Raw genomic sequence first — 23,956 nt, 5'->3', positions numbered from 1 at the left:
CTGTTCTCGTCCACGCGGCGGCGGTGCGGGATGGTCGCGGTGGTCATCGCGAGCTCCTCCTGAGAGTCCGGACGGTCGGGGGGCCTACTTGATGTTGGGCGGCGGGCAGTACCAGTCGCCCCAGCTGGTGTCCCTGATCACGATGGGGGTGGGGCACTGGATGCTGTCCGTGCCGCCGGCCCGGGTGGTGCCGCCGTGGTGGGTGGCGGCCTGGGCGGTGGCGGTGGCGCCGGTCAGCAGCGTGCCGACGAGCAGCAGCAGCGCCAACCCGCGGCGGGAGTTCGAGGCCATGGGCCAGCTCCTGATAGTTCGGGAACGTCACACGATCCCCCGCCGAACCGGTGCCTGCGGGGCGATGTCCGGACGGCGGGACCATTGACACCCCGTCCGGATATCGCCTAGTTCACCCCGCCGAGTGGCCGGTGGTCCAGAGGTGATCAATGGCAATAGCGTGCATGGCAGGTTAAGACGGGGGTCGCATACAGGGGTGAATAGTGCAGAACGGGACAGACTTCGGTCAACTACCAGTGCTTGACGAGGTGTCACTGCGGCTCTTCGACCAGGTGCTGGCCAGCGGGGGGCTCGACCGGCAGGCGGCGGCCGGCACCGCGCCGGTCGCGGGCCTGAGCCGGGTACAGCTCGACCACGCCACCGAGGTGCTGCTCGCACTGCGGTTGCTCCGCCCCGCGCCCGGGCGGCCCGACCTGCTGATACCGACCAGCCCGGAGGCCGCGGCGGCCGAGGCGGTCGGCCCGCTGGAGGCGCGGATCGCGGCGGCCAGCACCCGGGCCCAGGCCACCCGCGACCAGCTGCAGGCGCTGATGCCGAAGTACCGGACCGCGCTGCGCGAGCGCGGCCGGCAGGCGGGCGGCGACCGGCTGCCGGACCTGCCGACCGTCTCGGCGATGCTCGGCGAGGAGTCCGCCCGCTGCCAGAAGGAGGTCTTCACCATCCAGCCGGGCGGCGGCCGGCAGCCCGGCCGGCTCGCCGAGGCCGTCAACCGGGACCTGGCGATGCTGGACCGCGGCATCCGGATGCGCACCCTCTACCAGCACTCGGCACGCAGCAACCTGGCCACCCAGGGCTACGTCGAGACCCTCACCACCGCCGGCGCCGAATACCGCACCGCCGCCGAGCTGCCCGACCGGGCGGTGGTCTTCGACCGGGCGGTGGCCTTCCTGCCGGCGCGCGCCGAGGGCGGCTCCGGGGACGGCGCCGTGCTGGTCCGCGACCCGGACATCGTCGCCTACCTCTGCCGGGTCTTCGACCAGCTCTGGGCCACCGCCACCCCGTTCACCGGCGGCTCCGAGGCGGCCTACCGCGCGGTCGGCGACGATCTGCGGCGGGCCCTGCTCGGGATGCTCGCCGAGGGTGCCAAGGACGAGGTGATCGCCCGCCGGCTCGGCATGTCGCTGCGGACCTGCCGCCGGCACATCGCCGACGCGATGCTCGCGCTCGGCGCGGAGAGCCGGTTCCAGGGCGGCGTGCTGGCCGAGCGCACCGGGCTCACCGCGCCGGAGGTGGCGGACGCCTAGCGCTCAGTGCCCGCCCTTGGGGCGCTGGCAGCCGGTGCCGTCCGCGTAGCCGGCGTAGGCGTCCACGGAGTCGCTGCGCGGGTTCAGCTGCCCGTCCAGGCAGATCGGCGCGTGGTCGATGGTGAAGTAGACGTCGTCCTGACCCATGGTGCTGAGCTGCACCGTCGCCGGGGCGTAGCCGAGCGCGCTCAGCCGGGCCTGCACCGAGGCGGGGGTGATGTCCGGCTGGGTGCGCAGCGGCTCCAGGGCAGCCCGGACCTTCGCCGCCTCGGCCAGGCCCTGGCAGCGCTCGGCGCCCTGCAGCGGGAGCTGGTCCTGGAAGCGGTGGTTGTCCGCGTAGTTCGGCGCCGCGTCGCCCGGGCCGTCGGTGGGCGGCGGGGTGGGGGAGCCGCTGGGGTCCACCGGCCAGGCGCTCGTCGGTATGGCCGAGGGGGTGGGCGACGGTGACTCGCCGGGGCAGAGCTGCTGCGGGGTGGGGCTCGGAGTGGGGCTCGGGGAGGTGGTCGGGGAGGTGGTCGCGGGAAGGGCCCGGCTCGGATTGCCGTCGGCCCGCTGGTGCCCGCAGGCGGTCAGGGCGAGCAGGGCGGTCAGCAGGGGCAGCACGAGCCGGGTTCGGAGCATGTGAAGATCCTGCCTGACATGTGGTCAGCTGCGACTGGTGGGGTGGGTGTTCGAAGTGGTGTCCACGAAGAGCGCGCCCAGCGCGGCCGCTGCCGCGATCAGCGCGGGCATCGCGCCGCTGTGCGCGGGGTAGAGCAGCATCTCCACCCCCGCCACGACCCCGGCGACCAGCGCGGCGCCCGCCATCAGCACCCACAGCCAGGGGCGAGTCGGCGTCTGCGGATTGGTCACCAGCCCCAGCAGCCCCGAAACCAGCACCGGCAGCACCAAGTTGACGTTGGTCAGCTGGGCGCGGGCGTCCAGCGAGAGCAGCACCAGGAAGACCATCAGCAGGAGGTAGGCCCCGACCAGCAGCGACGGGGCCAGCCGGGTCACCACGGTGGGCTCTGCCGGGGCGCTGCCGGTCGGGGCGCCGCTGCCCCGGGTCGGACTGCTCATGCGCCCGCCTCGCAGGGCTCGGCGAGCGCTTCGCAGCACGCGCGCCTCCTGATGATGACCTCTCCCGCAGCCTCCGGTCGGGGGGACCCCCATCGCTCGCTCATGCGCCGGCCCCTCCCGGGCGGGCGGTGCGCACGCCGCGCTCGTTCAGCCGGCCGCGCACCTCGACCAGGTACCGCGCGGCCTCGCCGACCGTGGTGATCGCCCCGATCCGCTGCCGCACCTGCTCGTGCTGGTCCGGGTGCAGCCGGGCGTGCAGGATCGCCGCGGTCTCCACGAAGCCCCGCATCGTCGCGGTCAACGGCCGCTCGGCGACGGCGGGATCCGCCGCCGCGGCCAGCCGGTCGTCGCCCGGCCCGCTGTCGTCCAGCCGGAAGCCCGATTCGGCCGGGTCCGGCAGGGTGCGCGGGGCCGGGCGTGGCGCGCGGGCGGACAGCAGGTGGGCGAAGGTGTTGGCGTGCCGGTCCCGCTGGGTCAGCGGCTCCAGTCCGAACAGCTGCTCCACGGTGGCCAGCAGTGAGCCGTGGTCGTACTGGGTGTGGTCGACCAGGTTGCAGTTCTGGCCCGGCACCCCCGGCGAGCGCAGATCGGGCACCCAGGGCGAGACCACCACCGCCGGCACCCGCACGCCCTGCCGGTCGAACCGGAAGCCGTGCGCGTTGTTCTCCGGGTCGATGACGTCACCGGGCGGCACCGCGGTCGGTGGCGGCACATGGTCGTAGAAGCCGCCGTGCTCGTCATAGGTGATCACCAGCAGGCTGGACTCCCAGTGCGGGGACTGCCGGATCGCCTCGTAGACCTGCTTGATCAGCGCCTCGCCGCGGGTCACGTCGTCCAGCGGGTGCTGGCTGCTGCCGCCCTGGAAGTCGGCGCCATGGGTGAGCACATGGCCGTAGGAGGGCTCGATGAAGGTGTAGGCGGCGTCATAGCGGCGGTGGCTCAGATGGCCGGCCAGGTCGGCGACGTGGTGGTAGCGGGTGAGCAGGACGGGCAGGTCCATCCCGGCCAGCGCCGAGACCTGCGGCAGCGCGTCGCCGGAGTACACCCGCCAGGGCAGGCCCTTGGCGTCCAGGGCCTCGTAGATGGTGCCGTGCTCGAAGTGGTAGCCGGCCAGCTTGGAGCCGATCGTCTCCAGCGGGTCCGGGCTGCGGTCCAGGCCCGCCGAGCTGGCCGCGTGCAGGAAGAACCGGTTGGGCCAGGTGGGGCCGGGCAGTGCGGAGAACCAGCGGTCGCAGAGCGCGAACTCCCTTGCCAACGTGGCGAGTACGGGCACCTGCCGGTCCGTGAAGCACGCCATCACCGCACCCGGGTCGGCCGAACTGTGCTTGACGGCAGCCTCGTTGGCGTAGTTCTGGACGAAACCGCTGAGGTCGATCGGCGGGTACTCACCGGTGTACGTGCAGCGGTCGTCGTGCGGACTGCCGCTGATCGGGGCGCCGGCCAGCTGGAGTCGGACGTCGCAGAACTCGTGCGGCGGGTCGACCGGCAGCACGAACGGCGCGCCGAGCCTGATCCGGTAGTCCGTACCCGCGTGGCTGTTGCGCTGCTCGCCCGGGCCGTCCACGGTGGTGGCCGCGCCGGTCACCGGGTCGACGCCGATGCCCGGGCGCAGCTCGCCGTCCGGGCTGACGGCGCCGGTGGCGGCGCCGAGCATGTGGTCGAACGAGCGGTTCTCCAGGACCAGGACGAAGACGTGCTGGATCCGCTCCGAGGCGGTGCCTTGCAGTCGGCCGGGCAGGAGCCGGGAGACGCCGGTCAGCGCCCAGTAGAGCAGCCAGCCGGCGAGACCGCAGGCCGCCTCCGCCAGGCGGCAGCCGAGCTCCCCGAGCCCCGCCGGGACCACCCGCAGGCCGGGGCCGGCCCGGCGCCAGTCGGCCAGCCGATGCCGGGCGGCGACGCACCAGCCGGCGCCGCCCTCGACCAGCCGGGCCCGCCACCGGTCCCGTCTGCGCAGCAGGGCGCCCCGGGCGGATCCGCAGCACCGGCCGCGCTCGTTCTCCGCCACACCCGCCCTCTTTCGCTCTTCGGCTTCTGACGCCCTGTCAGCCCAGCAGCCGGAGGCGAGCCGCGGCAACGGACCACGCCGGTGGCCGGGCGGCGGTGCGTCCGTTCGGCGGCTCGACCGGGCGGCCGGTGCCCCGTTCGGCGGTGCGGCGAGCGCGCCTGGCGAGCGGCGGGGCCGGTGGACGCCTACCGTGGGCCGCCACTGCCCACAGGGCCTGCCACTCCACCGGGGGTGCCATGACGCCACTCGCCGCCACCCAGCTGCGCCTTGACGCCCAGCCCGTCGACTACGCCCTGCTCGCCCTCTACTTCGCGCTGGTGCTGGGCATCGGCACCATGGCCCGCCGCTCGGTCTCCGCCAGCCTGGACTTCTTCCTGGCCGGCCGGGCGCTGCCCGCCTGGGTCACCGGCCTGGCCTTCATCTCGGCCAACCTGGGCGCCGTCGAGATCTTCGGCATGACCGCCAACGGTGCCCAGTTCGGCATCCCGACCGTGCACTACTACTGGATCGGCGCCATCCCGGCCATGGTCTTCCTCGGCCTGGTGATGATGCCGTTCTACTACGGCTCCAAGGTGCGCAGCGTGCCCGAGTTCCTGCTGCGCCGGTTCGGCCGATTCGCCCACCTGGTCAACGGATTGAGCTTCGCGCTCGCCCAGGTGCTGATCGCCGGCGTGAACCTGTACGCCCTGGCCACCGTGGTCAACCTGCTGCTGGGCTGGCCGCTCTGGGTGTCGGTGCTGGCGGCGGCGGCGATCGTGCTGGCCTACACCACGCTGGGCGGGCTCTCGGCGGCCGTCTACAACGAGGTGCTGCAGTTCTTCGTGATCGTGGCGATGCTGGTGCCGATCACCCTGGTCGGGCTGCACAGGGTCGGCGGCTGGGACGGGCTGACGCACCGGATCCGCGCCGTGAACGCCGACGCCGAGATGCAGTTGCACTCCTGGCCGGGCAGCAACCTGACCGGGATCGAGAACGCCACGCTGTCGGTGCTGGGCATCGTCTTCGGGCTCGGCTTCGTGCTCTCGTTCGGCTACTGGACCACCAACTTCGCCGAAGTACAAAGGGCGTTGGCGGCCAAGGACATGTCGGCCGCGCGGCGAACCCCGCTGATCGGCGCCTACCCCAAGGCGCTGATCGTGCTGGTGATCGTGATCCCGGGCATGCTCGCCGCCGTGCTGTCACCGGAGTTGGCGGCGTACAAGGCGAGCGGGGGGACGCTGGACAACGGGGTCACGTACAACAACGCGATCGAGCTGCTGATCCGCGACCTGCTGCCGAGCGGGATGCTGGGGGTGGCGATCACCGGCTTGCTGGCGGCGTTCATGGCGGGCATGGCGGCCAACGTCAGCTCGTTCAACACCGTCTTCACGTACGACATTTGGCAGTCCTACGTGGTGCGGGACCGCCCCGACCAGTACTACCTGCGAGTGGGGCGGCTTGCGACTGTTGCGGGCTGTGCGATCGCGGTCGGTACCGCCTTCATCGCCAGTGACTACAACAACATCATGGACTACCTGCAGACGCTGTTCTCGTTCTTCAACGCGCCGTTGTTCGCCACCTTCATCCTCGGCATGTTCTGGCGCCGCACCAGCCCGATGGCGGGCGGGGTGGGGCTGTTGGTGGGCACGGCGTCGGCGGTGACCATCGACCAGCTGAACCGGCACCACGTGCTGCACATGTCCGGGCAGGGCCCGAGCTTCGTGGCGGCGAGCGCGGCGTTCGTGATGGACATCGCGGTGAGCGTGCCGCTGTCGCTCGCGACCGAACCGAAGCCGGACAGTGAACTTGGCGGACTGGTATGGGCGTTGACACCTCGGGTGCGGACCGAGCCGGATGCCTGGTACCGCTCGCCGGGGTTGTTGGCGGGCGGGGTGCTGGCGCTGGCCACGGCGCTGAGCATCGTCTTCTGGTGAGGGAGGCTTGGGATGTTCTTCGATCTGCGCCTGATCATCGCGTTCCTGTTCGCCTGCTACGGCGCCGTGTTGACGGCCCTGGGCGCCGGGGCCACCACGGACGCCGACCGGGTGAAGACGGGCGGCTGGAACGTCAACCTGTGGGTGGGCCTGGCGATGCTGGGGTTCGCGGCGGTGATGGGCCTCTGGGCGGCCCTGCGCCCGATCCAGCCGGCGGAGGGGGAGGAAAAGGACGAGTAGGCAGGGCGATACACCTCGGCAGTCTTTACGCCGGGGTGCGTGCTTCCAGGGTTCCAAGCCCGCCGGGGCGATCACGCGTGGCGGTGCGCCGCTGTCGGCTGCTGAGCGGGCCATCGCAGTGAATGAACAAGGGCAGGGGAGATCACCACTCCTCGCCACTCTCAACTTATAGCGCACCGGGGGCCTTGCGGCAAGGCCCTGGTCATGCCGCAGAATCTCCGCTCGAAGCCATTACCTGCGGACACGGGGGACCCCTTGACTGACCTGATCGACGTCATCGTCGTCGGCGCCGGACCGACCGGGATGATGCTGGCCGCGGAGCTGCGGCTGCACGGGGTGCACGTCGTCGTGCTGGAGAAGTTGACCGAGCCGACTCCGGAGACCCGTGGCCGTGGCATGCATGCGCGCAGCGTGGAGCTGATGGACCAACGCGGCCTGCTGGACCGGTGCCTGGCGGTCAGTGAGAAGTTCCAGATCGGCGGATTCTTCGCCGGCGTCCACAAGGCGTGGCCGGAGCGGTTGGACACCGCCCACCCGTACGGCCTGACCATGCCGCAGCCGGCCACCGAGCGGCTGCTCACCGAGCACGCCCTCGAACTCGGCGCCGAGCTCCGGCGAGGGTGCGAAGTGGTCGGGGTGAGCCAGGACGAGGACGGGGTGACCGTAGAGCTGGCGGACGGCGCGCGGCTGAGCGCGCGCTACCTGGTCGGGTGCGACGGTGGCCGCAGTGCGGTGCGCAAGCTGGTCGGCATCGGCTTCCCCGGCGAGCCGGCCACGGTCGAGACGCTGCTCGGCAACATGGAGCTGACCGCGGATCCGGAGACGGTGGCCGCCGTCGTCGCGGAGGTCCGCAAGACCCAGTTGCGGTTCGGCACCATCGACGAGGGGAACGGCGTGCACCGCGTCATCGTGCCCGCCGCGGGGGTGTCCGAGGACCGCACGGCTCCGACCACCTTCGAGGAGTTCAAGCAGCAGCTGCGGGCCGTCGCGGGCACCGACTTCGGCGTGCACTCGCCGCGCTGGCTCTCCCGTTTCACCGACGCCACCCGGCAGGCCGACCGCTACCGGGCCGGCCGGGTGCTGCTGGCCGGCGACGCGGCGCACATCCACCCGCCGGTCGGCGGGCAGGGCCTCAACCTCGGCATCCAGGACGCGTTCAACCTGGGCTGGAAGCTGGCCGCCACGGTCAATGGCTGGGCACCGGAGGGCCTGCTCGACAGCTACCACGCCGAACGGCACCCGGTGGGCGCCCGGGTGCTGGGCAACACCCGCGCGCAGATGACGCTGCTCGGCACCGAGCCGGGCGCGGTCGCGCTGCGCGAGCTGTTCTCCAAGCTGATGGACTTCGAGGAGGTGAACCGCTACATCACCGGGATGATCACCGCAGTCGACGTCCGCTACGACCTCGGCGAGGGCCACGACCTGCTCGGCCGCCGCCTGCGCGATGTGCAGCTGAAGCAGGGCCGCCTGTACGGGCTGATGCACGGCGGCCGCGGCCTGCTGCTCGACCAGACCGGCCGCCTGTCGGTGGCTGGCTGGGAGGACCGGGTGGACCACGTCGTCGACGTCAGCGAGGAAGTGGACGTCCCCGCGGTGCTGCTGCGGCCGGACGGCCACGTGGTGTGGGTGGGCGAGGACCAGGGGGAGTTGGCGGGCCGGTTCGCGAAGTGGTTCGGTGCTGCCGCCAGTTGATCCGCGTATGAGGGGGTGGGCGGTCGGCGCCGCCCACCCCGGCAGGCGTCAGACGGTGCGGGCCAGCCGGTCCGCCATCAGCTTGATGAACCGCGACGGGTCACTGGGCTGACCGCCCTCGGCGAGCAGCGCCATGCCGTAGAGCAGCTCGGCGGTCTCGGGCAGCCCCGGGTCGTCCGCGCGCTCGGTGTGCGCCTGGTTGAGGCCCGTGACCAGCGGGTGGCCCGGGTTGAGCTCCAGGATCCGCTTGGCGCGCGGGAGTTCCTGGCCCATCGCCTTGTACATGGCCTGCAGCGCCGGGGTCGCGTCGAAGGTGTCCGAGACCACGCAGGCGGGCGACACCGTCAGGCGGGTGGAGAGGCGGACCTCCTTGACCTCCTCACCGAGCTGCTCGGTCATCCAGCCGAGCAGCCCCGCGAACTCCTGCTGCCGCTTCTCGCGTTCGCCCTCGGCCTCGGGTGTCTGGTCGTCCGAGCCGTCCAGGTCGATCTCGCCCTTGGCGACCGAGCGCAGCTGCTTGCCGTCGAACTCCGGGACGGCCTCCACCCACAGCTCGTCCACCGGGTCGGTGAGCAGCAGCACCTCGATGCCCTTGGCCCGGAACGCCTCCATGTGCGGGGAGTTCTCGATGGCCTGCCGGGAGTCGCCGGTGAGGTAGTAGATGTGCTCCTGGCCCTCCTTCATCCGCTCCACGTACGCGCGCAGCGTGGTCGGCTTCGCCTCGTCGCCGGCGGAGTGGGTGGAGGCGAAGGAGGAGACGGCGAGGATGCTCTCGCGGTTCTCGCCGTCGCTGAGCAGGCCCTCCTTGAGCACCCGGCCGAACTCCCGCCAGAAGACGGCGTACTTGTCGGCATCGCCCGCCATCAGGTCCTTGACGGTGGAGAGCACCTTCTTGGCCAGCCGGCGGCGCATCAGCTGGATCTGCCGGTCCTGCTGGAGGATCTCGCGGGACACGTTGAGCGACAGGTCCGCCGCGTCCACCACGCCCTTGACGAACCGCAGGTACGGCGGCATCAGCGCCTCGCAGTCGTCCATCACGAAGACGCGCTTCACATACAGCTGGATGCCGCGCTGGTAGTCCCGGGCGAACATGTCGTGCGGCGCGCGCGACGGCACGAACAGCAGCGCCTGGTACTCGAAGGTGCCCTCGGCCTGCAGCCGGATGGTCTCCAGCGGCTCGGTCCAGTCGTGGCTGAGGTGCTTGTAGAGCTCGTGGTACTCCTCGTCCGACACCTCGTCACGGGAGCGGGCCCACAGCGCCTTCATGGAGTTCAGGGTCTCCGGCTCCGCCTGCTCACCGCCCTCGACCTGCTCCTCGCCCTCGGCCGGGACGGCCATCCGGATCGGCCAGGTGATGAAGTCCGAGTACTTCTTGACGATCTGGCGGATCTGCCACGGCGCCGCGTAGTCGTGCAGCTGGTCCTCGGTGTCGGCGGGCCGCAGCTTCAGCGTCACCGACGTGCCCTGCGGCGCCTCGTCGAGCCGCTCCAGCGTGTAGCTGCCCTCGCCGGTCGACGACCACCGGGTGCCCTCGGTCTCCCCGGCCCGCCTGGTCACCAGCACGACCTCGTCGGCCACCATGAAGCTGGAGTAGAACCCGACCCCGAACTGCCCGATCAGCCCCTCCGCCGCCCCGGCGTCCTTGGCCTCCTGCAGCTCCTTGACGAACTTCGCGGTGCCCGAGTTGGCGATCGTGCCGATGAGCTGGATCACCTCGTCGTACGCCATGCCGATCCCGTTGTCCCGAACGGTCAGCGTCCGGGACCCGGGGTCGGTCACCAACTCGATGTGCAGGTCCGAGACATCGGCACCCGCCGCCTCGTCCCGCAGCGCCGCAAGCCGCAGCTTGTCCAGCGCATCCGAGGCGTTGGAGATCAGCTCGCGCAGGAACACGTCCTTGTTCGAGTAGATCGAGTGGATCACCATCTGCAGCAGCTGCCGCGCTTCCACCTGGAACTCGAACGTCTCAGTCGCCATGACCGGCGCTTCCTCCTGGCTCAACAAAGGGACACGTACTGCTGAGCACTGTAGATCAGCGACGGGTGGTAGGCAGAGGGTTGGCGCGGATCAGGCCGGGATGGTCAGCGCGGATCAGACCGCGGCGTCACGTCGGCACGACGGGGGTGGGCAGCGAGATCCGGCGCTGGACGCCGTCGTCGCCGCCGAGTTCGGGGAAGTGGCGGGCGGCGCGGGTGCAGAGGGCGGCGAGTTCGGTCTCGCGGTTCATGGTGGCGTAGTGGCCGGTGCCAAAGGGGTGGTACTCGAAGGACGGTCCGGCGTACTCGTCCCACTTCTGGCCGTGCACGGTGTGCTGGCGGCCGGTCGGGGTGCGGGTGAGCAGGTCGGCGATGGGGTAGAGCATGCCCTGCATGGCGGCGACGAAGAGCCGCTCCAGGTGGCAATGTCGGGACGGGCGGCGCGGCGGCGCACCCGGGACACGGCTGGGTTCGCCCGGATGGCGGTGACCGGGGGACGGCGCTCGGGCGCCCCCGCGCAGGGCCGCCCCCGCGCAAGGGGCGCCCGAGCAGGGCGCGTTTGCCGGGCGGTGCTAGCGGAAGGCGGCGAGCCGGCGCATCACTGCTCGCGCAGGTCCCGGACGCGGCGGATCTTGCCGACCGAGCGCTCCAGGGTCTCCGGGTCGACGACCACCGCCTCGACGGTGACGCCGATGCCGTCCTTGACCCCTTGGGTGATCGCCCGGGCCGCGGTCGCACGCTGCTGGGGGCCGACGCCGGGAGAGCGGGCTTCGACCTGGACGGTCAGGTGGTCCATCCGGCCGCGTCGGGTCAGCAGGAGCTGGAAGTGCGGAGCGACATCGGGGGTGCGCAGCACGATCTCCTCGATCTGGCTGGGGAAGAGGTTGACCCCGCGCAGGATGATCATGTCGTCGCAGCGGCCGGTGATCTTCTCGATCCGGCGGAACGCGGGCCGGGCGGTGCCGGGCAGCAGCCGGGTCAGGTCGCGGCTGCGGTAGCGGATGACCGGCAGCGCCTCCTTGGTCAGCGAGGTCAGGACCAGTTCGCCGCTCGTACCGTCGGGCATCACCTCGTCCGTGAGGGGATCGACGACCTCCGGGTAGAAGTGGTCCTCCCAGACGTGCAGCCCGTCCTTGGTCTCCACGCACTCCTGGGCGACGCCCGGCCCGATCACCTCCGACAGGCCGTAGATGTCGACGGCATGGATGTCCATCCGCTCCTCGATCTCGCGGCGCATCTCCTCGGTCCACGGCTCGGCGCCGAAGATGCCCACCTGCAGGGACGTTGAGCGCGGGTCGACGCCCTGGCGCTCGAACTCGTCCAGCAGGGTGAGCAGATAGGACGGGGTGACCATGATGATCTCGGGCTTGAAGTCCTGGATGAGCTGCACCTGGCGGGCCGTCATGCCGCCCGAGGCGGGGATCACCGTGCAGCCGGCCCGTTCGGCGCCGTAGTGGGCGCCCAGGCCCCCGGTGAACAGCCCGTAGCCGTAGGCGATGTGCACCTTGTGCCCCGGACGGCCGCCGGCGGCGCGGATGGACCGGGCCATCAGATCGGCCCACCTCGACAGGTCGCCTTCGGTGTAACCGACCACCACCGGACGGCCCGTGGTGCCGCTGGAGGCGTGCAACCGCCGGACCTGGTCCATGGGGACGGCGAACATGCCGAACGGGTAGGTCTCGCGCAGATCCGCCTTGGTGGTGAACGGGAAGCGGGCCAGATCCTCAAGGGTGCGGCAGTCGGCGGGAGTTACCCCGGCCTTGTCGAACTTCCGGCGGTACAGTTCGACGTTGTCGTAGGCGTGTCGCAACGTGGCCTGGAGGCGGGCGAGTTGGAGCTCCCTCAGCTCCTCCCGCGAGATCCGCTCGGCGTCGTCGAGCAACTCGGCGGGAAGGGGTTCGCCGAGGCGGGTGGGCTGCTCAGTGCTCATCGCGCTGCCTTTCTCCATACCGACGTGCCGGGGTGCCGCCGTACCGAGGTGCCAAGGTGCCGACGTCTCGACCCGCCGACGCACTGACGTGCCGACGTGCCGACTCTCAGTGCTGCTCGCCCTGTTCGGCCTGCTGTTCGCCGCCGGTGCGCCGGTTCGGGATGCTCCGGCTGCGCCCGCGGAACTCCGCGACCACCTCGCCCTCACGCCGCACGGTCACGTCGTAGATCCCGCTGCGGCCGAACCGGACCCGCTCCTCGGCGGTGGCCACCAGCACGTCGCCCTGCTGCACCGGTGCGACGAAGGTGATCTCCGCGCCGGCCGCCACGGTGACCGGCCCGTGGCTGTTGCAGGCGCAGGCGAACGCGGTGTCGGCGAGCAGGAAGAGGTAGCCGCCGTGCGCGATCCGGTGTCCGTTGACCATCGCGGGCGTCACGGTCATCCGCAGCACCGCGCTCCCCGTGCTGTGCTCCAGCAGCTCGATCCCGAGCCGGGTCGACGCCTCGTCCGCGCCGAGCATGGCTTCCACGGGGTTCACGCCGACCGCCACCCTGACCACCGCCTGACTTCTGACCCGACTTCCGGACCGATTTTCGTGCCGGCTTCCGAGCTGCTTTCCGAGCTGACTTCCGAGCCGATATCCGGGCCGATTTCCGCTCTGACTACCGACCGACCATTCGGTCTGTGTACGGCAAGGACAAGTAATCCAGCTGTACCACCGCAAGTCAAGGGTCCGGGCGGCACGCCGCGGCGGGCCCGCCACCCGAGGGGTGACGAGCCCGCCGTCCGGCGGTCGTCGATGGTCGGCGGTCAGGCGCCGAACTCGCCCTTGTGCACGCCCTTGAGGAAGGCCTCCCACTCGGTGGCGGTGAACCGCAGGGCGGTCAGCTGCGGGTTCTTCGAGTCGCGGACCGCGACGGCTCCGCCGTTCAGCTCGGCGATCTCGACGCAGTCCTTGCTGTCCTTGCTGTAGCTGCTCTTGTGCCAGGCGAGGCCGGTCAGGCTGGCTCCGTACAGCTCCGCCTTGTTCAGGTCCGACATGATGACTCTCCTCTCTCGTGCCTTCTCTCACTGGCTCATTGGTCACCGGCTCGTCGGCCGGTCGATTCACGGACTCGTCAGGTCAGACGATCACCATCGAGTCGCCGAACTCGTAGAAGCGGTAGCCGCGCGGGATGATCTCCGCCCGGTAGATCTCCGGCAATCGGTCGCCGTCCACCAGGCTTGCGGTCAGCTGCAGTTCGGAGCTCGTCGGCATGTGCAGGTTGGTCATGAAGGCGTCGCAGGAGCGGAACCGGTGGTCGGGGGCGATGATCAGCCGGGTCCAGCCGTGCCCCGGCCAGACCCGCCCGGTGTCGTCGGTCACCGTCTCCAGGGTCCGCATCACGGTGGTGCCGCAGATGACCACCAGTCCGCCGGCCCGGCGCTGGGCGTTGATCGTGTCGGCGGTCTCGATCGGCACGTCGTAGTGCTCCGCGCCGGGGAAGTTGCCGCGTTCGTCGGCCGGCGTGCGAGCGGTGCCTTCCGGCAGCAGCGGCTCGGTGACGCCCGCGGTCTCGCGCAGCCAGGTGGCGAGCCGCACGACGCCCCACTTGACGCCGATGTCCAGCGTCACCTCGGCTACCGCGACGCCGAGTTCGGTCAGGCGCCGTAACAGCTCCGGGGTGAAGTGCCGCCCGGCTGAGGGCAGCATGATGCCGCCCGGGCGGGTCGCATAGACGTTCTGGTAGCCGGCGTGACAGCCGTGGAAAAAACGGATGACCTGATTAGCAAGCTAATCAGGTCATCCGACTTGTGTCCGAGGGGTGTGTCGACCCATACGCACATGCCGCCGCTGCGCGGGCAACTGGCACTGCCATAGCGGATTCGCTGCGACCGACAATCCCACTACAGATATGGTGCCCGCGCGACGGCGGCGGTGCAATGAGGGCAGCGCGGATTCACTCGTTCGAGTGGGCTGGACGGGCCACTGACCGCCAGGTTACTGGCCTCGCTTTCTGGCGACAGGCGGTTGCGTCAGCAGCCACGGGATATGGGCCCGAGCCGTGTGGCGTCTACTTCGCGGCGGGAGGCGACGGTGTTCAGGGTCCCCCGGCGTGGCTTGTTATGGCGTCGGCTCAGCCGTCGGGATGTTCGCTGAGCGAGTGGGGGATGCGGAGACGTGGCACGACATTTGCAGTGGCAGACCAGGATGGCGAACTGCGGGACGTCGCGAGGATTCCGGCCAAGCGCCTGCGTGCAGTGCCGACAGGGTCCGGTCACGCCCCAAAACACGGCGAAAAGGCGCTTTCTAACGCTCGGTCATCAGCTCGACCGTCGTAGTGCAGAGCAGACGCCCCTCGCGCAACGTCGCGATGAGCCTCACCTCGGCTCGCCGGCGCCGCATCCCAGCGACTCAGGCGTACATCCCGCCCACTCGACCAGTACCCGTACTGGTACCCCCTCCAGGGCTGATGCGTTCTCAGGTTTCAAGATCGAGTAGTTGGAGTGCGTGGTCGGCTCGTGACCGGTAGTGGTCGGTGGCGGCAGTGATGTTCGTCCAGCCGGCCTGACGGATGAGGCCGATGGCGAGGTTGCGGAGGGTCGCCATCCCTGGGGGTGTGGTGTCGGTGCACGGCCGGGCTGTAGCTGTGCGCGAGCCGCGTGCGGTCTTGCCCTCCATGGCAAGCGAGTTGACGCCTGCTGGATCGTGTCCCAGCGGGTCGGCCAGGCCACCGGGGTTCCCTGCCCGAGGGGTTGCACGACACAGGTGGCCCGCCATCGAGTGACGAACCTCAGTGACCGGCCGTGAAGCCTTGTGGATCAGCTGGTGCTGGTGTTGATCGTCCAGCCCTTGTCGGCCAGGATCACAGCGATAGGCACGTAATACACTCCGTGAAGCCAGGAAGCTGGCTTGCCCACCTTGGAGCGCGACCGTGTACCCGAAAAGGCTCCATCGGACCCTGCGCATCATGTTGGCCATTGCCGTAGGGGCTGCTCTCGCCATTGCCGTCACTGCCTCGATCATGAAGGATCGCAGGCATGGGGAGGGTCTCTTGGGTGAAGTACTGGTGAGCGGTGACGGCCGCACCATCACCACCCTGAACAGCCGGGCCCCATGCCAGCAGGACCCGCCCATCCTGGTGGCGAGTGAATCCCGCGATTCCGTCACCCTGGTACTGAAGGAAGGCGATGTCGATCTCCGGCCTCAGTGCAACAGCATCGACGAGCAGATCACCACGACGCTGCAGTCACCGCTGGGAACACGACGGCTGGTAGAAGCCGGTAACGACTGGACCATCGCACCCCTCGACCAGAAGCGGCTGGCCAACCCGCACTATCTCCCACCAGGCTACTCGCCGACAACTGACGTGCACTGGAGCGACTTCAGCCAGCATGCCCTGCTCTCACCCTTCAGTCGGGACCGGAACTCAGGCCCTGCCTGGACCCGTTTCTACCACCGCACCTCGGAGAAGGCGTCTTTGAGCATCACGCAAATCGCCGGAAATCTCACAGTGAGTGCCGCAGGCACTCCGGAGTCCATCCACGGGTGGATCGGTGGGCTCACCCCGGACTCCAATAGCACCGTGACATGGACGAACGGGACCTACACATTCATAGTGAACACCACGGATCAGGACCTCCACGAAGCCGAACTCCTGAGGATCGCAAAACAACTCACCCCCTGAAGCCCGAGACCATCAACTGGAGGCGACGAACGCGACCCCCGATGATCAAGGTTGTCGAAGCCTTTGATCACGAACAGGGGTCGCGTTCGCATGTCATCCTCCCTGATCGGTGTCCTGCAACGCCACCGCGAGGACGTCGACTTGTCCCGCCCACCCGCCGAACTGCCCGACCTGACCTCGTTGTCGACGGTCCTGGACCGGCTTCCCGATCCGCGGCGCGTAAGAGGCCGCCGCTACCAGCTGGGCTCATTGCTTGCCCTGTGCCTGCTCGCGGTCCTCGGCGGGGCCACCACACTGGCCGGCATCGCACGGTTCGCCATCGACTCCACCCCCGAGGTTCGCAAACGGGATCGCTGTGACTTCGCCGGCGGAGAGCACGGTGAATGAGGTGGCCGGGGTGCCGCCGAGGGTGACGGCGGTCGTTCCGGTCAGGTTGGTGCCGGTCAGGGTGACCGTGGTTCCGCCCGAGGTCGGCCCCTGGGTCGGCGCGAGCGCGGTGAGGGTGGGTGGGGGCGCGTAGGTGTAGGCGAGGCCGCCGCTGGTGCCGCCGGGGGTGGTGACGGTGACCTGGACGGCCCCGGCGGCCTCAGTCGGGGCGGTGGCGGTGATCTGGGTGGTGGAGACCACCGTGAACGAGGTGGCCGCCGAGCTGCCGAAGGTGAACGCAAGGGCATCGCACGGTAGCGCGCCGCCAGGCCCGTGGCGCCCTCCACCGAGGGCATCACGGGCCTGGGGCTCAGACCGTCGGCTCGCGCGCGGCCACGACCAGCAGCGGTGGCCTGCGCGACGACCGCGAGCCGCACCCGCTCGGGCCGCGCGGTGCGGGTTCAGCTCGACGTGCCGAACGCGGCTTGCAGGTGCGGGATGTAGTCGGCGAGCGCCGGAGCCCAGCAGCCGTAGTTGTGGCCGCCGTCGCAACCGGGTGCCAGCGACGAGCCGTTGCCGTAGTCGTCGACGCGGCTGGGGATGCCGAGCTGGTCCAGGCCGGCCTTGACGTTGTTGGTGGCGGTCTCCGTGAAGGAGTCGAGCGGCAGGGTGCTGCCCGTGTAGAGGGTGATGTCGGTGTTGGACAGCTTGGCCAGGTTCACCGGAGCCGCGGGGTTGACCTGGTTCCAGACGTGGTCCGCGTTGAACACCGGGTAGGGCGAGCCGAAGACGGCGTCGCTGTCGACCACGGGTCCGAAGCTCGCGCACTGGAGGGAACTGACGGCGCACAGCCCGCCCGGGAGGTTGAGCTCCGTGGCCAGCACGGCCCCGCGCATCGCCGGCATGCCGAAGTCGATGGCGCCGGACAGCGCAGCGGTGTGGCCGAACAGGTCGGGGCGGTCCTCGGCGTAGTGCAGCGCGCCGTAGCCGCCCATCGACAGGCCCAGCACGGCCCGGTGCGAACGATCGGCGAGGGTGCGCAGGTTGGCGTCGATGAACGGCACCACCTGGTCGAGGTGGAAGGTCTCCCAATTGGCCGTGCCCACAGCCGTGTTCTGCATGACCCAGTTCGAGTACCAGCCCTTCAGGCCGCCGTCCGGCACCACGGTGATCATCGAGTCCGAGTGCAGGGCGGGCGCGGCCGCCGAGTCGTCCACGTTGCCGGCGGCGCCGTGCAGGAAGTACGCCACCGGCCAGCGCTTGGTCGGGTCGGCCGCGTAGTCCGTGGGCAGGAAGATCCGGATCTGGTGCATGCCGGAGAGCTGCGGGGTGGTCACCGTGATGGTGAAGTCGGTACTGGAGTGCACCACGGGGGCGCCGACCTGGGTGAGCCCGAAGCCGTCGGCGAGGGTCGGCGGGGCGGTGTCCGCGTGGGCGGCGGGGACGGTGGTGAGCAGGGCGGCCGCGGTCAGCGCGGCGGCGGCCAGCGCCGTCCGAGCGTGCATGCGCAGGGACGTCATCAGCGGCTCCTCATCGAAGAGTTGGGGGGAGCGGTGAGCGGTCAGAGCGTGCAGAAGGCGTTGTTCATCCCGGTGCCGGTGTCGTTCAGCCCCTGGGTGCCTAACGTCATGTGGTACTCGTTGTTCGCCTCGATCACCTGCTTGCTGCCGTCATCGTTGGAGAGCCACTGGCTGAAGTAGCCCAGCACGGCGCCGTTGTGGAACCAGACCGTCTGCCCGCAGGGCAGCGTCTGCTGCATGATGCCCAGGCCGTAGTTGACGTTGGGCATGCCGGTGGGCACGGTGGTCTTGAGCTCGGTCTCCTGCGCGGGCGGCAACAGCTTGCCGCCGATCAGCGCCCGGGTGAAGGTGGCCAGGTCGTCCAGGGTCGACACCATCGCCCCGGCGGTGCCGTAGGCCTGGACGTTGGAGACCGTGACGTCCCGGAGCACCAGACTGGTCCAGTACTCGTAGCCGTGCAGGTAGTTGCCGTGCAGGGTCGGGTCCGAAGTGGGGAAGCTGGTGTTCGTCAGGCCGAGCGGCGTGATGATCCGGTTCTGGACCTCGGTGGCCGCGTCGTTGCCGGTGACGGCCTGGATCACCATGCCGGCCAGCACGAAGTTGGTGTTGGAGTAGGCCCACGTCTGACCGGGCGCCGAGGTGGGCTGCTGCTGCGCGAGCGCCATGTCGACCAGGGTCTGCGGCGGCCACACGCGGTTGGGCTCCAGGTTGGAGCCGTAGGAGGCGGTGAACACCAGGTTGTGCTCGTAGTCCGGCAGGCCGGAGGTGTGGTTGAGCAGTTCCCGGATGGTGATCGTGGTGCCGGTGTAGCCGTTGGCGTTGACCGCGTTCGGCAGCCACTTCGCCACGGTGTCGTCCAGCGAGAGCTTGCCCTCCGCCTCCAGCTGGAGCAGCACGGTGGCGATGAAGGCCTTGGTGTTGCTGCCGATCCGGAACTGCGCCTTGGGGTCGGCCGGTGCGTTGGTGGACCGGTCGCCGGTGCCGTCCGAGATGTACTGGGTGCTGTCCCCGGAGCGGACCAGGCCGACGATGCCCGGGTACCCGTCGGCTATCCCCTTCTGGGCGCCGGCCTGCAACGCGCTCGCCGCACTCGGCACATCGGCACTGGCCGGCCCGGCACCGGCCAGCACGGCGAGCGTCAGCGCCGCGCCGACGGCGGTCAGGCGTGCGGACTTGGCAGACTTGATGGACTTCATGGAACCCTCCTCGTCGCTGGTGATCGGTTGACGTCGCGTCAGTGAGCCCTGGCGTCAGCCGACCCCGATCGCCTCCGAGCCTCGGTCAACGGCCGCTTGGCGTACAGGCCAGACCGGGGGCCATATATGGCCGGTCGTCACCGTGGCCTGCCTGCGGCCCGCTGACCTGCGCTCAAGCCATCAGGCGGGGGCGCTCAGGCCGCCGGCTCGCACCCCTGCGGCCGGTCGGCGGGCGCCGTGCCGGCCAGTGAGCGGCTGGCGAGATGGTGCTGCAGCCGGATGTGCCGGAACTGGTAGACCGCGCCGGTCTGGCGCAGCACCCCGCGCTGGTAGGCGTCGTCCAGGAAGGCCACGGTGTCCCAGGGCAGGTGGCCGGTCAGCGGCAGCCAGATCCGGGACAGCAGCACCCACTGCCCCCAGGCGGTGAAGCCCAGCACGTAGGAGACCCCGCCGCCCAACCCGCCGACCGCACCGATGAACAGCCCGTCCCGCAGCCCCCAGTTCAACGGCCCGAAGGTGCCCTGGAAGACCGAGAGCACCAGCCGGCCCCCGACGCCGATGGCCAGGGTGAGCATCGGCACCAGCACCAGGAGCTGCCGGCTCACCGTCGCGCGGTTGGCGGCCAGCAGGCTGGTCGGGGTGGCCGCGGAGGTGACGTCGACCGGCGCCTCCAGCGCTGCCGTCATCCCGAAGACCAGCCCGCCGGCGAAGCCGAAGATCAGACCGAAGAGCAGCATGTTGATCAGCGCGGCGTCGATCACGCCGGGTCTGCTGAGCGGCACGCCGAAGTAGAGCGTCCTTTCCAAGGTCACGGCGCAGGAGTAGCCGATGCCCAGGACGAAGCCGCCGAGCAGTCCGTCCACAAAGCGGAACATGGCCGTCCGGATCGGGCGGTCGATGATGCCGCGCGTCAGGGGCAGCCGCAGCCGCACCCGGCTCGGTTCGAACACCGCGCCGCCGCGGTACACGATGGTCACCGCGTACACACCGCCGAAGACCACGCCGACGACCGGTCCGATCAGGCTGCCGGCCAGGAAGAAGTCGCCGATCCCGATCCCGCCGCCGCTCATGAACGGGCTGAGCACCACGTCGGCGAGCGTGATGCACAGCGTGGTGGCCAGCACGACGGCGAGGATCCGGCTGGAGTACCGCAGTGAGTCGCCCAGTTGCCACCAGGCCAGGTCCTGCCGGTCGCGGTCGAACCGGACCAGGTGGTGGGCGAGGTAGCCGAGCCAGCGCTGGGCGCGATCCGGGTCCCAACTCCGGTTCCGGCGCCCCGAACCGTCGGGGTTCGGCCTGCGGAACCGCCGCCGGTAGACGGCCGGCACGAAGCCCGCCAGCAGGTGCTCCTCCAGGGACGTCGTGGTCGGGAACAGCTTCGCGTGCAGCAGTTCCTGCGGGTCCCGGTCGGGATCGTCGCTGTACATGGTGCGCGCCAGGCTGACCATCAGCGGCGTGGTCAGCACCTCGGCGAGCCGCGTGCTCGCCGGGGTCCGGTCGGCGCGCAGGCCGTCGATGACCGCCTGCCACCCGGCGCCGGCCCCGGGCCCGCCGTCCCCGTCGGCGCCCGTTCGGGCCGTGCGGGGCAGGTAGTCCGCCAGGTCGTCGACCGTGAGGTCGGTCAGCTCGATGCCGGCCGCCCAGACCAGCGGTGCGCGGGCCGCCCGGACGGCCTCGGCGAACTCGTCCCGGCGGCTGGTGAGGACCAGCGGGTGCTGGGTCTCGTTCAGCGCCTCCAGGGCCTCCTGGCGCAGGCCGGCGGCCATCTCGTCAAAGCCGTCGAGGACCGGGAGGATGAGGTCGGCGTCGACCAGCGCGGCGGCCAGCGTCGACCCGCCCGGGCTCTTGCGGCCCAGGTGCGGGTGGTCGCGCAGCAGTCGGTCGATCAGCCAGCCGCGCAGCTCGCTGGCGGTCGGGTCCCAGGCGCCCAGACTGAAGACGACCGGCACCCGGCCGGGCGCGGGGGTCTGGTCGAGGTAGTCGAGGACGAACCTGATGGTGAGGATCGACTTCCCGGAGCCGGCCCGGCCGAGCACCACCAGGCGGCCCGAGTCGATCTGCCGGTAGACCTCGGTCACCCGGCGCAGGTCGCCACTCAGCTCCAGCCTGCGCGCCACCGCGCCCGGACCGAGGCGCTGGATGTTCTCCGCACGGTCCGTCAGCGCTGCGGGTGCCGGGTGCCAGCGGACCGGCAGCGGGAACGGGTCGTGGACCCGGCGCTGCGCCTCCTCCCGCTGCCAGCGCCGCCTGATCTCCCTCGCCAACTCCTGCACGGCGCCGGCGAGCTCCCCGGGCACGAGCGGCGGCGTGGGCCACGGGGGCGGCGCGGGCGGCTCCTCGGTCTCCTCGGGCGGGCCGGGTTCCGGCTGGGGCGGCTCCGGTTCTGGTTGGGGCGGCTCCGGATCCGGGTTCGCGAGCGTGGCGATCAGCCGGCGGCGCTGATCCGGCGTGACCTTGAGCGCGTCCGCCAGCCGGTTCACCGTCGCCAGTCGGTGATCGCCGGACTTGCCGCTCTCCAGTCGGCGGATGGTGCGCACGCCGAGCTCGGCTTCTTCCGCCAGCTGATCCTGTGTGAGCCCTGCTTGCTTGCGGAACTCGCGTAACAGAGCCCCGAGCTGATTGGCCAACTAGGGCGCCTCCCCTCTCGCCTTGGCAGCCGCCGGTGAGCCTACCGTGACGGCCGGTCATATATGGCCTCCTTCATGGCCTGTACCCCAACCTGCACAAAGCCCACGATCGACGGTGTGGCGACCGAGAACGGAAGGAGCGGATTCGAATGGCGGACACTGACCATGGCGCGGTGGGATCAGCAGCCTCGGGGCCGCCCCCGCAGACCGTTCCCACGGCGGTCGACCGGCTTGCCCGGGTGCACCGGCTCGGCGAACTCACCGACGTGCGGCGCGGGGTCTCGCCACTGCGAGTGGTCACCGTGGGCTGGGGCAGCGCGGCCATCGCCCTGCTGTTGACCGTACTGATACGCCACGAGGCCGCCGGGACCGCGGTGTTCACCCCCGCCAACTCGGCGCTGCACGCCCTGAGCATCGCCTTCCTGTTCATTTTCGCCGCCGGGACGACCTATGGGCTGCGCGGCCTGCTGGCCGGCTCCCGGGCGCTGTACCTGTACGACGGCGGCATCGTGCACACCGACCGGTCCGGTGCCCGGGCCGTCGCCTGGCCCGAGGTCGCCCGACTGAGGCGCATCCACCAGCACCGGGGGCAAGACGCCGCGGGCCGCCTGCTCGGCTACCGGCTGCTGACCCGCGACGGCACGTCGTTCGTCATCCCACTGATCCCGGTGGACGGCCACGACGCATTCGTCGACCGGATCGTCGACTCCGTTCGCCGACAGCACTGCCCGATCATCTGAGCACGAACCAGCCCAGCGGAACCACACGCCACACCCACCCAAGGAGTCATCATGGCCGAGACCAAGGGCGTACTGCTGCCCGCCTACGTGCTGGCGGACGAGTCGGGGTCGATGGGCCCCTACTAGGCGGAACTGTCCGGCGGCCTGGTGTCGTTGTGCGAGGGCCTGCGAGCCGAACCGATGATCGCGGCCAAACTGCGACTGGCCGTCCTCGGCTTCTCCGACGACGTGCAGGTCCGCCTCGCCGTCGCCGACATGCGCACCGAGACCACCCTGCCCCAGGCGGCGATCCGCGGCCTGACCAACTACGGCGCGGTCTTCAGCGATCTGCTCCAGCGGATCCCGCATGACGTGCAGTGGCTGCGCGGCCAGGGATACCGGGTGCACCGCCCGGTGGTCTTCTTCCTCTCCGACGGCCAGCCCACCGACGGCGACGGCTGGCGGCACCCCCACCGGACGCTGACCGACCGCACGCAGGCGCCCATCGCGCCGAACATCATCGCCTGCGGGATCGGCGAGGCGCAGCCGCAGACCATGGTGGAGGTGGCGACCCGCCCGGAATTCGCTTTCGTCGCCAAATCCGGGACCGACATCGGCCGCGCGATCTCCGAGTTCTTCCACTCGCTCACCGCCAGTCTGGTCGCCTCCGGCCACGCTCTGAACTCCGCCAGCCCGCAGCTGGCGGTCAACCGGCCCGACCAGTTCACCATGGCGATCGACGAGGTCGGACAGTGAGCCCGCACGGCGCCGGCGACCGGCGCCTGCCCCCCGTGCTGGCACTCCCGCCCGACCCGTCGCCCTGGCGCCGGCTCACCGTCGGGGTACCGGGTACCGAGTTCGAGGCGCGCCCACCGGGGCAGTACGCCTTCGACCACCCGGACACCGAGCGCGACGGCTGGTCGACCCCCGAGCTGACGGTGCGTTTTGCCTCGGTGCGCGGCGCCAAGCACCGCTACTACCGCCAGCCGCGCCAGGATGCCGCGCGGGTCTCAATGCACGAGGCCAGTGGCACCGTCGTGTTCGCCGTGGCCGACGGCGTCTCGGACGCCGCGAACTCCGAACTCGGCGCGCTGGAAGCCTGCCGAGCCGCGTTGGAGCGGACGCTCCACCTGCTCTCCGCGGGGCCAGGGCCGCTGGACTTCCCGGCGGTGGGCCGCCATGCCGCCGAGCGGCTGCGCCAGCTCACCGAGTGGCAACTGAACGATCGGGATCCGGAGCCGGCCGAGGTCGCAAACTGGTATGCGACCACCCTGGTGACGGGTGTCGTCCGACCCGAACCCGGTGGATTTGTCGTCGAGCTGTGCCGGATCGGGGACTCCGGGGCCTGGCTCCTAGACCGGTCAGACGGCTGCTACCACCCGTTGCTGGGCCTTCAGGTGGAGGTGCGCGGGAAGCTGGAGCCGCTGCGGGCGAAACTGGTCAGGCTCGCGGACCGCGGCTGGCTGCACAAACGCGGCGACGGGAAGTTCACCGCACGGCTGTAGCCGTC

23 protein-coding genes are annotated in these 23,956 nt (G+C 70.6%); 8 read left to right on the top strand and 15 right to left on the bottom strand.

What is annotated here, in order from left to right; all coding sequences use genetic code 11:
* Positions 1–84 precede the first annotated feature (84 nt).
* Positions 85–291 carry a hypothetical protein gene (locus P3T35_RS05910; protein WP_101379511.1) on the bottom strand — a complete coding sequence of 69 codons (207 nt, stop codon included), beginning with the start codon at positions 289–291 and terminating at the stop codon, positions 85–87.
* Positions 292–494: 203 nt separating this feature from the next.
* Here P3T35_RS05910 and P3T35_RS05905 point away from each other — a divergent pair, with 203 nt between their 5' ends.
* Positions 495–1,535 carry a DUF6879 family protein gene (locus tag P3T35_RS05905; protein ID WP_143676763.1) on the top strand — a complete coding sequence of 347 codons (1,041 nt, stop codon included), beginning with the start codon at positions 495–497 and terminating at the stop codon, positions 1,533–1,535.
* Positions 1,536–1,538: 3 nt separating this feature from the next.
* On the opposite strand, the gene P3T35_RS05900 is transcribed toward P3T35_RS05905, so the two are convergent.
* The 3 genes from P3T35_RS05900 to P3T35_RS05890 form a co-directional block, all read right to left on the bottom strand.
* On the bottom strand, positions 1,539–2,156 hold the full coding sequence (locus tag P3T35_RS05900; protein ID WP_101379509.1) for a hypothetical protein: 618 nt from the start codon (positions 2,154–2,156) through the stop codon (positions 1,539–1,541).
* A 24-nt stretch (positions 2,157–2,180) separates the two neighbouring features.
* Positions 2,181–2,594, bottom strand: a complete 414-nt coding sequence (locus P3T35_RS05895; RefSeq protein ID WP_101379508.1) for a hypothetical protein — start codon at positions 2,592–2,594, stop codon at positions 2,181–2,183.
* A 100-nt stretch (positions 2,595–2,694) separates the two neighbouring features.
* Entirely contained in the window at positions 2,695–4,599 is a 1,905-nt protein-coding gene (locus P3T35_RS05890; RefSeq protein ID WP_218976650.1) for an alkaline phosphatase family protein, read from the bottom strand.
* Between the two features lie 236 nt (positions 4,600–4,835).
* Between P3T35_RS05890 and P3T35_RS05885 the strand changes: the two genes are divergently transcribed.
* The 3 genes from P3T35_RS05885 (at position 4,836) to rox (ending at position 8,444) form a co-directional block, all read left to right on the top strand.
* Positions 4,836–6,512, top strand: a complete 1,677-nt coding sequence (locus P3T35_RS05885) for a sodium:solute symporter family protein (protein ID WP_101379507.1) — start codon at positions 4,836–4,838, stop codon at positions 6,510–6,512.
* Between the two features lie 12 nt (positions 6,513–6,524).
* Positions 6,525–6,752, top strand: a complete 228-nt coding sequence (locus P3T35_RS05880) for a hypothetical protein (RefSeq protein ID WP_101379506.1) — start codon at positions 6,525–6,527, stop codon at positions 6,750–6,752.
* Positions 6,753–7,016: 264 nt separating this feature from the next.
* Positions 7,017–8,444, top strand: coding sequence for a rifampin monooxygenase (gene rox / locus P3T35_RS05875; RefSeq protein WP_101384907.1), 1,428 nt, complete (start codon positions 7,017–7,019; stop codon positions 8,442–8,444).
* Positions 8,445–8,492: 48 nt separating this feature from the next.
* Here the strand turns inward: rox and htpG are convergent, their stop codons facing one another.
* The 7 genes from htpG to P3T35_RS05840 all read right to left on the bottom strand — a co-directional run bounded on the left by htpG (position 8,493) and on the right by P3T35_RS05840 (position 14,940).
* A complete protein-coding gene (gene htpG / locus P3T35_RS05870; RefSeq protein WP_101379505.1) occupies positions 8,493–10,421 on the bottom strand; it encodes a molecular chaperone HtpG in 1,929 nt (642 codons plus the stop codon).
* A 127-nt stretch (positions 10,422–10,548) separates the two neighbouring features.
* Positions 10,549–10,806, bottom strand: coding sequence for a hypothetical protein (locus P3T35_RS05865; protein ID WP_143676762.1), 258 nt, complete (start codon positions 10,804–10,806; stop codon positions 10,549–10,551).
* Positions 10,807–11,018: 212 nt separating this feature from the next.
* Positions 11,019–12,350: a phenylacetate--CoA ligase PaaK gene (gene paaK / locus P3T35_RS05860; RefSeq protein WP_280704522.1), complete on the bottom strand. Its 1,332-nt coding sequence runs from the start codon at positions 12,348–12,350 to the stop codon at positions 11,019–11,021.
* A gap of 106 nt (positions 12,351–12,456) precedes the next feature.
* A complete protein-coding gene (gene paaI / locus P3T35_RS05855) occupies positions 12,457–12,870 on the bottom strand; it encodes a hydroxyphenylacetyl-CoA thioesterase PaaI (RefSeq protein ID WP_101384906.1) in 414 nt (137 codons plus the stop codon).
* A gap of 290 nt (positions 12,871–13,160) precedes the next feature.
* Positions 13,161–13,391, bottom strand: coding sequence for a DUF397 domain-containing protein (locus tag P3T35_RS05850; RefSeq protein ID WP_101379502.1), 231 nt, complete (start codon positions 13,389–13,391; stop codon positions 13,161–13,163).
* 82 nt (positions 13,392–13,473) lie between these two features.
* The gene (locus P3T35_RS05845) at positions 13,474–14,109 is read right to left on the bottom strand and encodes an S-adenosylmethionine:tRNA ribosyltransferase-isomerase (protein WP_280704771.1); all 636 of its coding nucleotides are present in this window, start codon (positions 14,107–14,109) and stop codon (positions 13,474–13,476) included.
* Between the two features lie 702 nt (positions 14,110–14,811).
* A complete protein-coding gene (locus P3T35_RS05840) occupies positions 14,812–14,940 on the bottom strand; it encodes a hypothetical protein (RefSeq protein ID WP_280704520.1) in 129 nt (42 codons plus the stop codon).
* Between the two features lie 361 nt (positions 14,941–15,301).
* On the opposite strand from P3T35_RS05840, the gene P3T35_RS05835 reads away from it, so the two are divergent.
* Entirely contained in the window at positions 15,302–16,018 is a 717-nt protein-coding gene (locus P3T35_RS05835) for a hypothetical protein (RefSeq protein ID WP_143676761.1), read from the top strand.
* A 246-nt stretch (positions 16,019–16,264) separates the two neighbouring features.
* Here the strand turns inward: P3T35_RS05835 and P3T35_RS40370 are convergent, their stop codons facing one another.
* The 4 genes from P3T35_RS40370 to P3T35_RS05815 form a co-directional block, all read right to left on the bottom strand.
* Positions 16,265–16,936, bottom strand: coding sequence for an IPT/TIG domain-containing protein (locus P3T35_RS40370; protein ID WP_101379499.1), 672 nt, complete (start codon positions 16,934–16,936; stop codon positions 16,265–16,267).
* Positions 16,846–17,904, bottom strand: a complete 1,059-nt coding sequence (locus P3T35_RS05825; protein ID WP_101379498.1) for an alpha/beta hydrolase-fold protein — start codon at positions 17,902–17,904, stop codon at positions 16,846–16,848. The genes P3T35_RS40370 and P3T35_RS05825 overlap by 91 nt, the downstream gene beginning before the upstream one ends.
* 41 nt (positions 17,905–17,945) lie before the next feature.
* On the bottom strand, positions 17,946–19,100 hold the full coding sequence (locus P3T35_RS05820; RefSeq protein ID WP_101379497.1) for a serine hydrolase domain-containing protein: 1,155 nt from the start codon (positions 19,098–19,100) through the stop codon (positions 17,946–17,948).
* Between the two features lie 194 nt (positions 19,101–19,294).
* On the bottom strand, positions 19,295–21,727 hold the full coding sequence (locus P3T35_RS05815) for an XRE family transcriptional regulator (protein ID WP_101379496.1): 2,433 nt from the start codon (positions 21,725–21,727) through the stop codon (positions 19,295–19,297).
* A gap of 149 nt (positions 21,728–21,876) precedes the next feature.
* On the opposite strand from P3T35_RS05815, the gene P3T35_RS05810 reads away from it, so the two are divergent.
* From P3T35_RS05810 to P3T35_RS05800, 3 genes are all read left to right on the top strand, one after another.
* On the top strand, positions 21,877–22,467 hold the full coding sequence (locus P3T35_RS05810) for a hypothetical protein (RefSeq protein ID WP_101379495.1): 591 nt from the start codon (positions 21,877–21,879) through the stop codon (positions 22,465–22,467).
* Positions 22,468–22,647: 180 nt separating this feature from the next.
* Positions 22,648–23,202 carry a hypothetical protein gene (locus P3T35_RS05805; RefSeq protein ID WP_280704512.1) on the top strand — a complete coding sequence of 185 codons (555 nt, stop codon included), beginning with the start codon at positions 22,648–22,650 and terminating at the stop codon, positions 23,200–23,202.
* Positions 23,199–23,951, top strand: coding sequence for a protein phosphatase 2C domain-containing protein (locus P3T35_RS05800; RefSeq protein ID WP_180356365.1), 753 nt, complete (start codon positions 23,199–23,201; stop codon positions 23,949–23,951). The genes P3T35_RS05805 and P3T35_RS05800 overlap by 4 nt, the downstream gene beginning before the upstream one ends.
* Positions 23,952–23,956 lie beyond the last annotated feature (5 nt).

Origin of the sequence: Kitasatospora sp. GP30 (genome assembly GCF_029892145.1) — a bacterium.
Lineage (GTDB): Bacteria > Actinomycetota > Actinomycetes > Streptomycetales > Streptomycetaceae > Kitasatospora > Kitasatospora acidiphila.
Note: the sequence above shows the minus strand (reverse complement) of the source record. Positions and strands in the feature narration are given on the sequence as shown.